Origin of the sequence: Paraburkholderia suaedae, from assembly GCF_040812055.1 — a bacterium.
Classification (GTDB): domain Bacteria; phylum Pseudomonadota; class Gammaproteobacteria; order Burkholderiales; family Burkholderiaceae; genus Paraburkholderia.
The window spans coordinates 266052-278480 of sequence record NZ_JBFOAH010000007.1; the positions used below are offsets into that span (position 1 = coordinate 266052).

The 12429-nt window shown below is 63.2% G+C and carries 10 protein-coding genes and 4 pseudogenes; 6 read left to right on the forward strand and 8 right to left on the reverse strand.

What is annotated here, in order from left to right; all coding sequences use genetic code 11:
- Nucleotides 1-70: 70 nt before the first annotated feature.
- Nucleotides 71-169, forward strand: a complete 99-nt coding sequence (locus ABQJ48_RS13330; protein ID WP_473094134.1) for a hypothetical protein — start codon at nucleotides 71-73, stop codon at nucleotides 167-169.
- Nucleotides 170-278: 109 nt separating this feature from the next.
- On the opposite strand, the pseudogene ABQJ48_RS13335 reads toward ABQJ48_RS13330, so the two are convergent.
- Nucleotides 279-539 (reverse strand): annotated as a pseudogene (locus tag ABQJ48_RS13335) (cupin domain-containing protein); the annotation flags it as partial.
- Nucleotides 540-613: 74 nt separating this feature from the next.
- Between ABQJ48_RS13335 and ABQJ48_RS13340 the strand changes: the two are divergent.
- Nucleotides 614-1150 carry a carboxymuconolactone decarboxylase family protein gene (locus ABQJ48_RS13340; protein ID WP_367838474.1) on the forward strand — a complete coding sequence of 179 codons (537 nt, stop codon included), beginning with the start codon at nucleotides 614-616 and terminating at the stop codon, nucleotides 1148-1150.
- Nucleotides 1151-1613: 463 nt separating this feature from the next.
- On the opposite strand, the gene ABQJ48_RS13345 is transcribed toward ABQJ48_RS13340, so the two are convergent.
- Entirely contained in the window at nucleotides 1614-2291 is a 678-nt protein-coding gene (locus ABQJ48_RS13345; protein WP_367838475.1) for a carbonic anhydrase, read from the reverse strand.
- A 755-nt stretch (nucleotides 2292-3046) separates the two neighbouring features.
- On the opposite strand from ABQJ48_RS13345, the gene ABQJ48_RS13350 reads away from it, so the two are divergent.
- Nucleotides 3047-4105 (forward strand): ABC transporter substrate-binding protein, encoded by a 1059-nt coding sequence (locus tag ABQJ48_RS13350; protein WP_367838476.1) that lies wholly within the window; start codon nucleotides 3047-3049, stop codon nucleotides 4103-4105.
- 131 nt (nucleotides 4106-4236) lie between these two features.
- A pseudogene (locus ABQJ48_RS13355) lies at nucleotides 4237-5915 on the forward strand (GMC family oxidoreductase).
- 64 nt (nucleotides 5916-5979) lie between these two features.
- On the opposite strand, the pseudogene ABQJ48_RS13360 reads toward ABQJ48_RS13355, so the two are convergent.
- The 6 genes and pseudogenes from ABQJ48_RS13360 to ABQJ48_RS13385 form a co-directional block, all read right to left on the reverse strand.
- Nucleotides 5980-6498: pseudogene (locus ABQJ48_RS13360) on the reverse strand (aldehyde dehydrogenase family protein); the annotation flags it as partial.
- 24 nt (nucleotides 6499-6522) lie between these two features.
- On the reverse strand, nucleotides 6523-7317 hold the full coding sequence (locus ABQJ48_RS13365) for an ABC transporter permease (RefSeq protein WP_367838477.1): 795 nt from the start codon (nucleotides 7315-7317) through the stop codon (nucleotides 6523-6525).
- Nucleotides 7314-8222, reverse strand: coding sequence for an ABC transporter permease (locus ABQJ48_RS13370; protein ID WP_367838478.1), 909 nt, complete (start codon nucleotides 8220-8222; stop codon nucleotides 7314-7316). Before ABQJ48_RS13370 ends, ABQJ48_RS13365 begins: the two co-directional genes overlap by 4 nt.
- The gene (locus ABQJ48_RS13375; RefSeq protein ID WP_367838479.1) at nucleotides 8219-9556 is read right to left on the reverse strand and encodes an NAD(P)/FAD-dependent oxidoreductase; all 1338 of its coding nucleotides are present in this window, start codon (nucleotides 9554-9556) and stop codon (nucleotides 8219-8221) included. Before ABQJ48_RS13375 ends, ABQJ48_RS13370 begins: the two co-directional genes overlap by 4 nt.
- Before the next feature lie 4 nt (nucleotides 9557-9560).
- Nucleotides 9561-10274, reverse strand: coding sequence for an HAD-IA family hydrolase (locus ABQJ48_RS13380; protein ID WP_367838480.1), 714 nt, complete (start codon nucleotides 10272-10274; stop codon nucleotides 9561-9563).
- Between the two features lie 78 nt (nucleotides 10275-10352).
- A complete protein-coding gene (locus ABQJ48_RS13385) occupies nucleotides 10353-11429 on the reverse strand; it encodes an ABC transporter ATP-binding protein (protein ID WP_367838481.1) in 1077 nt (358 codons plus the stop codon).
- 133 nt (nucleotides 11430-11562) lie between these two features.
- On the opposite strand from ABQJ48_RS13385, the pseudogene ABQJ48_RS13390 reads away from it, so the two are divergent.
- Both ABQJ48_RS13390 and ABQJ48_RS13395 read left to right on the forward strand, forming a co-directional pair.
- Nucleotides 11563-11761: pseudogene (locus tag ABQJ48_RS13390) on the forward strand (LysR family transcriptional regulator); the annotation flags it as partial.
- A gap of 40 nt (nucleotides 11762-11801) precedes the next feature.
- Nucleotides 11802-12128: a DsbA family protein gene (locus ABQJ48_RS13395; protein WP_367838482.1), complete on the forward strand. Its 327-nt coding sequence runs from the start codon at nucleotides 11802-11804 to the stop codon at nucleotides 12126-12128.
- Nucleotides 12129-12429 lie beyond the last annotated feature (301 nt).

The window sequence follows — 12429 nt, forward strand, 5'->3', positions numbered from 1 at the left end:
AGAACGGCGGCGTCTCGGCAAAATACGCACCGTAGATGAAACCAATCGTCAGCACACCCGCGACCGGCTTCTGTCAATGGATACATTGAACCTATTCGGCGATTGGTGCATCGCTGACACCGATCTGGCCTTGATGCTGAATCCCGTTTCCTCGGTGAACGGCGGCTAATGAGACGGGCGAGGTCGGTTGTGGGTCGGGAATCGCCCGATGAAGGGCATTGATGCGTTGAACGCAACGGGTTCTCATGGTGCAACGGGGACGGACAGGGTGCGCACATCTGTGCGTTACCAGGCGCTCGCTGTCCACCGTCGTGCAACCTGTGAGCGCTGCCTGAAGGAAACAGCACGATATCGCCGGCTTTCATGCGAAGCGGCGGTTCGCCGTTCCCTCCAGTGTCGCTTTCGACGACAGCCTCGCCGCGCAAGAGCACGTGATAGGGGAATTCCCAGTTCAGCGACAGCAGTCGGTCCAGCAGTTCCATATGAGACGTTCGAGCATGAAGTTGAGGATATATGGCATTAAAGAACTCGCCGCACATCCCTACACTGACTCCCATGCCATACGAGATGGCTAAGCAGTTTCCACCATCAACCCTGAAGGAAGGAGTCGATCATGTCCCGTCTGACCACCATTCGCCCTGAAGACGCAACCGGCGCGGCCGCGGAAGTGTTCGCGAAGATCAAGAAAGCCGTCGGCAAAGTACCGAATGCGTACGCGACCGTCGGCACGCACAGCCCCGAAGCGCTCGGCGCGGCGCTCGCATTCGACGCAGCGGTGGCTGCCAGCACGCTTGGCAAGGCGGACATCGAAGTCATCAAGCTGGTCGTCAGCGAACACGTGGGCTGTGACTACTGTGTCGCCGCGCATACGTTGATGGGCAAGCTCGCCGGCCTGTCGGGCGACGACATGAAGCAGGTGCGCGCTGGCGTTGCAACTGGCGACGCGAAGCGCGACGCGCTGGTGACATATGTGCGTACGCTGGTCGGCACGCGTGGCACGGTGCCGCAGGCGGCTGTCGATGCGCTGCAGGCGGCTGGTTACACGAACCGCCAGCTCATCGAAATCAACCTTGCGATCGCGTCGATTACCTTCACGAATCTGGTAAATCGCGTGAACGACACGACGCTCGACTTTCCGGCAGTCAAGTAACCCATAGTTCCAGAACCCGGTCCTCCACAGCAGAGATTGCCATGCGCACCATTCGTACAGAGGTCGCCGTCATCGGCGCAGGGAGGGCCGGGCTGTCGGCTTACCGCAGCGCGAAAGCCGAAGGCCGCAAGGCCGTAACGCCGTAATGATCGAAGGCGGTAAATCTTTGCGATTGCGGGTAACGGCGAGTCGCAGACAATGGACACCACGGTTGCGAGCACCAGGCTGTTGGGGCATCCCCGTCGACGTGGCCTCGGAGATACGCACCTCTGGACTTGGTGATTTTATCGTGGAAGGTCGTTCGCGACCGGCTGACAAGCTGTCTCGGGGCAGACGCTCGGGTATTGAAAAACGTATTGACCGATATGCTGTCATCGTAACGAGCGCTTATATAAAGGAAAAGCATCTGTGGGCTAGCGCATCGATGCGAGACGGCAATCGTGTGGAAGAGCTGCGTGCCTATTCACCGCCCCCTCGCAGCAAGGCGCGCCATCATCCGGTCGGCCATCGCGCGGTCGATGACTTCGAATGAGCGGCTCATGCGCTCATAGGCATACATGTCGCCAGTCGCGATGTCGAACCACCAGCCGCTCAACACCAGTGCGCCCGCAGCGACCTGGTACTGCACGATTGGGTAGGTCATCAGATGCTCGAGCTGCACAAGTACGTTGAGTTGCGACAATTGATCGTGCGGTTTCAGTCTGTCATTGAGCGGACCTTCGTTTTCGAGGCGAAACGCTGCGTTATTCGCGTGGTACAGCCATTTATCGAGGTTCGGTGCTTTCAGCTTGGCGTTGCGCGTAGACAGTGCTTTCATCGCACCGCACTCGGAATGCCCGCACACAACTATGTTCGCGACCTTCAACATCAGCACTGCGTACTCGATCGCGCTTGCCTCGGAAAGGTCACCGGTGGAGACCCCATCCGCAGTCGCCGGCGGTATCAGGTTGCCGACGTTGCGCATCGTAAACAGATCGCCCGGATGTGTCGAGGCAAGCAGATCTGGCACGACCCGGCTGTCCGAGCAGGTGATGAAGAGCGCATCGGGCGTTTGCGCGAGCGCCAGTCTGCTGAACTGCTTCGCGTATTGCGGCAGCATTTTCTCGCGGAATTCAACAATGCCCATGATGAGTTTGTCCACGGTTTACCTCCGAAAGGGCTAGTCGTTTGCTGTCGAGCCTGCCGAACCTCCGAGCCGTTGCGGGTCGGGGATGCGGGCCAACGCCAGGTCCTCGGAAATTGGGTGCGTCGAGGCGAGCGCGCGTGCAACGACCCCGCCCCACTCATGGACAGCCCGAGAAAAGCGGTTCTTGGACCAAGCGTGCGTTGCCTGATCACCCACCTTCCGGATTGCTACCGCAAACGAATTCAGCAGTCTGGGGAAGTCCGCTGCGCGTGGATGAGGTTACGGACAAGTGAGCCTTCCCTCAAACGATAAGACACCTGAACTTCCGGCGGGTCAATGAGACCTTGGTCCAACGTTGAGGGACGCCGAAGAAAAGCCTGCGTTCGACGCGCATCGCGAAAGCGTACATCTGGCGTGCGCGACTGCGGGTCGACTGGTGGCTGGTGCCGGGAGGGTTGTTCACGCCCGCCGCTGCGAGACGCGATGGCGCCGGTTCGTCGCTCGAGAGCGATTCGATGCTATTGGGGCAGGTTACGGTGATGCTGCCGGCACCTCCCGGTGCGGCAGTCCTGCGGCATCCAGCAGGGTGGGCGCCGCCGCCGGTTCGTCGCATGTCTTGCCTACACCCGACGCGATGCGTTGCCCATAACATCATGTCATGGGCACCACAACAATTCCGACGTTGTCGCCTTTAAATTGGCTCACTATATTTTCCTCAACGCGCATTACATCCACGATCTCTTTCGCTTAACTGTTTCGAGGACAAAGTCGTGATCAAGAAGCCAACGTTGCGTCCGCTTGCCGCTGTTCTGATTCTTGGTGTCGCGGGTCTGGTGCCTGCGTGTCTCACGCCTGTTTATGCTGCGGGGAAGATTACCTTTGTTTCTCAAGGCGGCGCGTATCAGGAAGCGCAGACCAAGGCGATCCTCGATCCTGCTGCGAAACTGCTGAACATCACCGTCAACCAGGACAGCATTCCCGATGCGTGGCCGCAGATCAAAGCCCAGGCCGCAACCGGCAAGCCGATCTGGGACGTGGTCGATACGCCGACATCCAACTGTCTGCGCGGCGGCAAGGAAGGCCTGCTGGAAAAGCTCGATTTCTCGAAGATACCCAATGCGGCGGCGATGCCCGAGAAATACCGCACGCCGTACTCGGTTGCCTATGAGTTCTACTCGACGGTGATCGGCTACAACAAGAAGGCGTTGAAGAAGGTGCCGCAGAGCTGGGCTGATTTCTGGAACGTGAAGGCATTTCCCGGCACGCGCGCATTGCGCAACGATCCGCAGACGGTGCTCGAAGCCGCGCTGCTCGCCGACGGCGTGCCACGCGACAAGCTCTATCCGCTCGACGTCGACCGTGCGTTCAAGAAGCTTCAGCAGATCAAGCCGGACATCACCGTGTGGTGGACCTCGGGCGGCCAGTCGGCGCAATTGCTGCACGACGGCGAAGTGGATATGACGATGATCTGGAACGGCCGCGCGAGCGCGGTGCGCAAGGACAATCCCGATATCGACTTCACGTTCAACGACGGCATTCTCCAGGACACGCAGCTCTGCGTGTTGAAAAACGCGCCGAACTTGCCCGAGGCGATCAAGTTCGTCAACGCGGCCGTCTCCCCCGAATTGCAGGCCAACTTGCCGCTCTATATCGACTACGGCCCGGGCAATCCGGCGGCCTTCAAGACGGGCAAGATCGACGACAAGCGCGCGCGCGAGCTGCCGAGCGCGCCGGAAAATGCGTCGAAGCAGGCGTTGCTGTCGGAAGAATGGTGGGCCTCCGACGCCGGCGTCCAGGCGAAGGCACGCTGGCTCAAGTTCATGCAGTAAGCTCACGCAGTAAGAAGCGCACACATCTTTTTTCGCACGCGGCGTCCTGCACGGACCGGCGCCGCGGCTCGCGGACAAATCTCATCTTTCCGGCCGTTGCGCGCGTTTCACCGCCCGCGCACTCATCGAACGTGATCGACTATCTGATTCTCGGCGGCGGCTCGGCCGGCTGCGTGCTCGCCGCGCGCCTGTCCGAAGACACCGGCACGACCGTCTGCCTCGTCGAGGCCGGCCGCAATATCTCGGGAACGGACATGCCCGCGGCGGTGCGCAGCCGCTATCCTGGCCGTGCGTATCTCGATCCCGCGAATCTCTGGGAACGCCTGAAGGCACGCATGAGCGCATCGGCCGCGGCGCGTCGATACGAGCAGGCGCGCCTGCTCGGCGGCGGCTCCGCGATCAATGCGCTGATGGCCAATCGCGGCGCGCCCGCCGATTACGACGAATGGCACGCGCTCGGCGCGCACGGCTGGAACTGGAGCGCGTGCCTGCCGTACTTTCGCAAGCTCGAAGCCGATTGCGACTTCGGCGGCGCGTTGCATGGCGCGAGTGGACCGGTGCGCATCCAGCGCACACAGTGGTCGCGCATCTCGCCGTTCGTGCGCGCGGTGCTCGCTACGCTCGACGCGCGCGGTCACCCGCGTCGGGACGACCAGAACGGCGCGTGGCAAGACGGTACGTATATCGGATCGATCGCGGTGAGCGAAGCAGGCGAGCGCATTCCGACCTCGGTGTGCTATCTCGACGACAGCGTGCGCACTCGCCCGAATCTCACGACCGCACGGACACGCTCGTCGAATGCGTGCTGTTCGACGGCGAGCGTGCGATTGGGGCGCGCGTCGCCGGCAAAGACGGGATGAGCGAAGTGCTGCGCGCGAAACGTGTGATGGTTTGCGCGGGCGCGATCCACAGTCCCGCGCTGCTGATGCGAAGCGGCATCGGCCCCGCCGCGGCGCTGGCCGAGCTTGGCATCGAGGTGCGCGCGGATCGGGCTGGGGTCGGCGGCAATCTGATGGAGCATCCGTCGATCGCCGTCTCCGCGTTTTTACCGCGCGCGGCCCGCACACCGTTTCCCGACGAGCATCACGAGCAGGCTATCGTGCGGTTTTCGTCGGGCCTGAGCGGCACCGTGCCGGGCGACATGCACGGCGCGATCCTGTCGCGCTCGGGCTGGCATTCGGTCGGCCAGCGTCTCGGCACGCTCTTCTTCTGGGTGAACAAGTCATACTCGCGCGGCCGTGTCGCGCTCACATCGGCCGATCCGCGCAGCGAACCGGCGGTGGATTTCAACATGCTGTCCGACGCCCGCGATCTCGAACGGCTGAAGCTCGCGCTGCGCTTCGGCGCGAATACGCTGGCCGATCCGCTGATGGCGGCGCATCGCGGCGCACTGCTGCATTCCAGCTATTCGCCGCGCGTGGCGAGCGTGGCCGTGCCGGGTGCGTGGAATGCGTTGCAGCGCGGCACGCTGAGCGCGCTGCTGGACATCGCGGGACCGTTGCGCGCCTGGCTCGTGCGGCGCGTGATCACGCAAGGCGAGACACTCGCCGAACTGCTCGCCGACGATCAGGCGTTGACGCGTTTCGTCACGCGCTCAGTGGGCGGCACCTGGCACCCGTCGGGAACCTGCCGCATGGGCGCCGCCGACGATCCGCTCGCCGTATGCGACGCGCGCGGCGCGGTGTACGGCGTCAGTGGGCTTTACGTGTGCGATGCGTCGCTGATGCCGTCGATACCGTGCGCGAACACCAATGTGCCGACCATCATGATCGCGGAACGGATTGCGGATATATTGCGCGGCCGCGCGTGAATGCAACGCCGGGCCGCCGAATTGAAGCGGGGCGGCCCGGCAGCCATCAAGCGATGAGCGGTCCGGAACAGCCGGCAGTCACGCTCAATCGCCAAACCCATGGGGGGGTGCGGCTTTTGCAAGCGATCTGATTGATCGGCCAGTTCCATGGCGTGATCAGCGCGACCCCGCCGACAGGTTCGTGATTGACGAGCGTCGTGCCTTTCCTGCGCTGCCATCGGAACGTTTCGCACGTGCGGCTCAGTTCTTCGAGATGTCGCCGCCCGATTCCCGCTTGCCACGCATGCGCCGTCGCCCGCGGCGCGCCGAGTTCGCGCGAGATGATGTCTCCCATGTCGTGGTGACGTTCAAGAAACACCTCCAGAATGCGGCGGATCAATGCAAGCCGCTCGCTGGGTGTGGTCTGCGAGAACGGCACGAATGCACGTTTCGCGGCGGCTACCGCGCGATCGGCATGGGCGGGCGTGCCCATCGCCACTTCGGCGAATGCTTCTTCGGTGCAGGGATCGACGACGGCACGGCGCGCGTGAGTCGAAGGCTCGACCCGCGCGCCGTCGATATAGAACTTCAGTGCATTGATCAAGCAGTAGTCGTCTCTATAGAGAGGTTAGGCGCGGGCCGCGTTGGAGCGACGGCTCACCACGACGATCGTCACGAGGCACAGCGTCAGCGCGGTGAGCATCGTGCTGATCGCGGCAATGGTCGGATCGATCTCGTCGCGCAGCGTCACGAACATGCGACGTGTGAGCGTCTGGTTCGAACCGCCCGACACGAACAGCGCGACCACCGTTTCGTCGAGCGCCTGAATGAACACGAATACCGCGCCTGAAATCACGCTTGCCTTGATCTGCGGCAGCGTCACCGTCATGAAGCTGCGCAAACGATTCATGCCGAGACTGCGCGCAACCATTTCCTGCGTGCGGTCGAAGGTGCGCAGATCGGCGCCGACCGAAATCAGCACATACGGCAGCCCGAGCATCGTGTCGGCGAGAATCAGGCCGCCGAGCGTATTCACGTAGCCCGCCTGGGAGTACACGAAAAACACACCCACCGCGACGATGATGATCGGCACCATCAATGGCAGCATCAGCAGCGTGCGTAGATAGCGCATGACCCAGTGCGTGCCGTTCTGGATCGCGTAAGCGGCGGCTACGCCGAGCGGCGTGGCGAACAGCGCGGCGCAGATCGAAGCGGTGAGCGTGACCCGCGCGGCGTCGATCCATGCGGGGTTGTCGAAGAACGAGTGATACCAGCGCAGCGAGTAGGCGGGCGGCGGGAAGGTCATGAAGCGCGTGTCGGAGAACGACAGCGGCACGACGATCAGCACCGGCACCATCAGGAACAGCAGAATCAGCACGACGGTCGCGCCGAGGACGATCCGTCCGAACGAGAGTTTGTTCATTTCGCGCCCAGGGTCTTTTCGAGTGGCACAAGGCGGCTCGCGGCATAGAAGATCGCGAACACGCAGATCAGCAGCACGACGCTCACGGCACTCGCCGCGCCCCAACTGTTGTAGATCTCGACGTTGCGGCTCACCACCATCGATACCATGATCGACTTGCCGCCGCCCATCAGTTCAGGTGTGATGTAGAAGCCAAGGCACAATACGAACACGAGTGTCACGCCAGCGAACACGCCGCTTAGCGACAGCGGCAGGAACACGCGCAGGAATACGTGCAGCGGCGAGCCGCCCAGGCTCGCGCCGGCTTGCGAGAGATTCGGCGGAATCTTCTGCATTGCAGAATAAAGCGGCAGCACCATGAACGGCAGCAGGATATGCACCATGGCGATGACCGTGCCGAACTGGTTGTAGGCGAGTTGCACCGGCCGCTCGACCAGGCCCGAGGCGATCAGCGCCTTGTTGACGAGACCGGTGCGCTGCAACAGCACGAGCCACGCGTAGGTGCGCACGAGTACGCTGGTCCAGAAGGGCAGAATCACCATGCCGAGGACGAGCGCGCTCGGCTTCGGCGGCAGCGCGGCGGCGAAGTAGGCCACCGGATAGCCGAGCAACAGCGTGATGACAGTGACGATGATGCTCAGCTTGAAGGTCAGCAAAAACGTTTCGAGGTACACGCCGGTGAACATACGCCGGTAGTTTTCCAGCGTGAAGCCGTCGTGATAGATGGACTGCCACGACAGCCACGCGAGCGGCACGATCAGCAGCACGGCGATCACGAGCAGCGCCGGCGTCATCAGGAGAAGCATCGTGCGGTCCTCGCGGCGCTGATAGCGCGCGGCGGGATCGGACCCGGTGGCGTGCATCAAGGTGGTTCCCTGAAGCATCCGTTTGGCGGTTGTCATCATGCACCTACGGCGTCGAGAAACTGATACCACGCCGCGACGAGTCTCACACCCGGCGCGCGCAGCGAATGAAAGGGCACGGGCCGCAAGCCGGGCGCGCCGAGCGGCGAGAGCTCGGGCGTTTCGCCGAGCGCGAGCGCGGCGGCATGCTGGCCGAGCAGGCTCGCCATCGCGACCCCCGCTCCGTTATACCCCAGACAAAAGGTCGTGGCGTCGTCGCTGCGGCCGACATGCGGCAGCGAATTGAACGTCATGCCCACATAACCGGACCAGCGATATTCCACGCGTACATCCGCGAGATCGGGAAAGAGCGCGACCATCGCGCGTTGCAGCGCGTCGAAGCCGGTCGTTTGTCCTTCCTTGCCGAACGCGTCGCGTCCGCCGAACAGCATGCGGCCGTCCACTTTGCGGAACCACTTCATCATGCGCCGCGTTTCGGTGTAGCTGCGGCGCTCGACCATCAGGCGTGCGTCGAGTTGGGCGGGAAGGCGCTCGGTGGCGATCATCGCGCTGCGAAACGGCACGAGTTCGCGCTGGTACGGTGCGGTCGCCGCCGTCAGATCCGAATACGCATTGGTCGCGACGATGACCTGCTTCGCGCGCACCGTGCCGCCTGGCGTGCGCAGCGTCAGGTGCGGCTCGCCGGGCGCGCGGTGCATTTGCAGTACCGGCGTGGATTCGTAGATCGGCACGCCACGCAGCGTGAGACCGCGCGCGAGGCCGCGCACGTATTCGAGCGGCAAAATCGTCCCGGCGTCCGCGCTCAGCACGCCGCCGACAAAGCCTTGCGAACCCGTCTCGTGCTCTATCTCGGCGCGCGATTGCACGGTCATCGACGAATCGCCGAGATGCGTGCGTACCCAGTCGGCTTCGGCGCGGATCGCGGCGAGCGCGACCTGCGTGTGGGCGCAGCGCAGACTGCCGGTCGGTTCGAAGCGGGCGCGCGCAAGCTCGAATTCATCGACCAGCGTCTCGACGACCCGCACCCCTTCATGCGCGAGCCGGTGCATGCGTTTCGCAGTATCGAGTCCGTGCAACTTGTCGATGGTGGGAAACGACAGCCTGAATTTCGAAGACACGACCCCGCCGTTGCGCCCGCTCGCGCCCCAGCCGATCAGGTTCGCGTCGAGTACGGCGCAAGCGACACCGCGTTTTTGCAACGCATAGGCGGCGGCGAGGCCCGAGTAGCCCGCGCCGATCACCGCGACTTCGACAGCGAGATCGCAAGCGAGCGGCGCGCCGGTACTGACCGCCGCATTCGCATCGGGCGAGGCGGCAAGGAGCGCCCGCCAGAGCGAGTCGGGTTGGGGCAGGGGGTGTGCGGTCGGCGCGAGCATCGGATCAGGCGGCGAGGCGCGCTTCGGCTTCGACGGCGTCCGCGAGCGCGGCGAGCGTCGCGAACTTGAAGGTCGGGGTGGTGAGCGCCTGCGGCACCGGCGTGGCGCCGAAGCCCTTCAGGTTCTGGCGGCGCTCGATCCAGCACGTCGCATAGCCGAGCTTGGTGGCAATGCCGATGTCGTGGTACTGACTCTGCGCGGTGTGCAAGATGTCGCTGAACTTGTAGCCGAACGCGGCTTGGCGGCCGCGGTTGTACGCGAAGAATTGCGGATCGGGTTTTGCGACGCCGGTTTCGTCGCAGCAGACACTGTCGTCGAACGGATCGCCGAGTGTATGTGCATAGGCCGAGAGTGCCACGCGGTCCGCGTTCGTCATCGCGACCAGACGGAAGTGCTTGCGCAGGCGCTTGAGCGCGGCGACCGAATCCGCGAACGCCGGCCATTCGAGCACGTCGCGCTGGAATGCGGCGGCCGATTGCGCATCGTCGGGCAGGCCGAGTTCCTTCGCCAGCGACAGGTAGACGTTCGCCATTTCATGGCTCGAACGGCCCGGGTAGGTCGCACGACCGCGCATGTATGGCTCGAAGATCTGGTCGTCGGTCAGGTCCTGCGCTGCCGGGCCGCCGAGGCGCCTCACGGAGGCGAGCACGCCGCGCTCGAAGTCGATGAGTGTGCCGACGACGTCGAACGTCAGAACCTTGAAATCTGTGAGCTTCATGAGAACATCCTTTTTGCAGTTTGCTGTGAAGCGGAAAAGGGATTACTCCAACGGTGCGTAGCTGAACAATGCGTGGGTTCAGGCGGGTACGACAATCGTGTCCTGCGGATCGAGAACGACGCTCATGGGCGCGCCCGGCTCCGGGATGCGCCGGCGCGCGTCGTGGCTGCCGGGCTGCCTGAGGCTGATGGCAGTGCCGTCGGCGAGCGTGGCGAACACGCGCAGGCTTTCGCCCTGATACAGCACCTCGGTGACGCGGCACGACAGACGATTCACCGCGTCGCGCCTGTCGCCGCCGTCGATCACGAGCTTCTCTGTCTGTACCGCGAGCAGTAGCTTGGCGCCGCGCGGCAGTGGATGCGCGGTGCGCAGCACTGTATCGCCGAGACGCACGGCGTCTTCGCCGGCGCGCGTCACGTCGAGCAGCGTCGCCTCGCCGATGAAGCTCGCCACGAACGCGTCGCACGGGCGGTCGTAGAGCCGCTCGGGCGTGTCGATCTGCACCAGCCGGCCGTTCCTCAACACGGCCACGCGGTCGCTCATGGTGAGCGCCTCGCGCTGATCGTGCGTGACATAGACGATCGTCGCGCCGAGCTTACGATGTAGCCGCCGTAGCTCGATCTGCATGGTTTCGCGCAACTGCTTGTCGAGCGCGGAGAGCGGCTCGTCCATCAGGATCAGTTGCGGCTCGAACACCATGGCGCGGGCGAGCGCCACGCGCTGGCGCTGTCCGCCCGACAACTGGCCGATACCGCGACTCTCGTAGCCCGAGAGTTCGACCATCGCGAGCGCGTCGGCTACCTTCCTGGCCCACGTCGCTTTCGGCTGACGCCGCGCGCGCAACGGAAATGCGACGTTGTCACCGACATTCATGTGCGGAAAGAGCGCGTAGTTCTGAAAGACGATCCCAATGTCACGCTTGTGCGGCGGCGCAAATGTAATGTCGCGCTCACCGACCCAGACCTCCCCTGAACTCGGCTGCACAAAGCCGCCGAGAATGCCGAGCAAGGTGGTCTTGCCCGAGCCCGACGGCCCGAGCAGCGACACGAATTCGCCCGGGGCGATGTCGAGCGACACGTCGTCGAGGGCCGTAACCGGCCCATAACGTTTCGCTGCCGATCGGATCGAAACACCTGTTTTCGCTCGTGCGTCCATTGTGTCTTGTCTCGCTGGGTAGGCCTGCGTTAGGGAAAATATAGGCCGCGTCCTCATTGGCGGCAATTCCCCAATTGTTGGATAAGGCATAACATCAAGTCATGCCTAAACTTCCCAAAAAACTGTTGAATGCGAGCCCGCGGTGAGCCGCATGCTTTCGTGGATGGAACCATCTCGGCGTGCGTCTTTTCGAGCGCTTGCGCGGCGGGATACAGCTGACCGAGAACGGTAGGACCCTTTACAAGATTTCCGAAGGCTTCAATGGCAGAGAGAGCGCGATACGCGAGATAGGGCGCGTGACCGGTGGCGAATTGGTTTTGCTGTCGGTGTCTCGCACTGAGCCGATTTGCCGCGCGTTGGTGACCACCCGCGGTGAATCTGTTGAGCGTATTCCGGGCATTCCAGCGCGCCTTCTACGTTGATGGACTCGACACGACCGATGGCAAGGTGCTGGCGGAAGTCGGTGCCGCTGCGCTGCGCTCCGCCGGGTTTGATACCGACGCAGAGGCGTTTTTCTCACGTTCGTCCTCGGACGAAGTCATTCAGGCGACCCGCGCTGATTTTGCACTGACGCGAAATTTAGGTGTCGCGGGCTTTCCGACTTTGTTGGTTGAGTGGGACGGTAAGATGGCGCGCATCGGCTCTGGTTTCATGCCGGCGGCACAACCCAAACAGACTCTTGCCCGTTTGGCCGACTGACGACAGAAGGCTGGCGGCTGCTAGCGATTTGCCCGAGGATAGGTGGAACCGCTGATACCGCGAGCGCGCCGGGAGGGCTCGCTGGGCCCTCTTCGTTGGACACTATCGCAGATAGCGAGCGCCGCATCTGAACCGCTTGGGTTTCCTGGACACATTGCAATGTTAGTGTCAGGCCTTTCTGAACCGCTTGGGTTTCCTGGACACATTGCAATGTTAGTGTCAGGCCTTTCATGAGCCTTCGGCCGTAGGCCGAAGGCTGTGCTGCCGGGCAAACTCGCCCGGCGTCAAGTCGTTGAGCGCC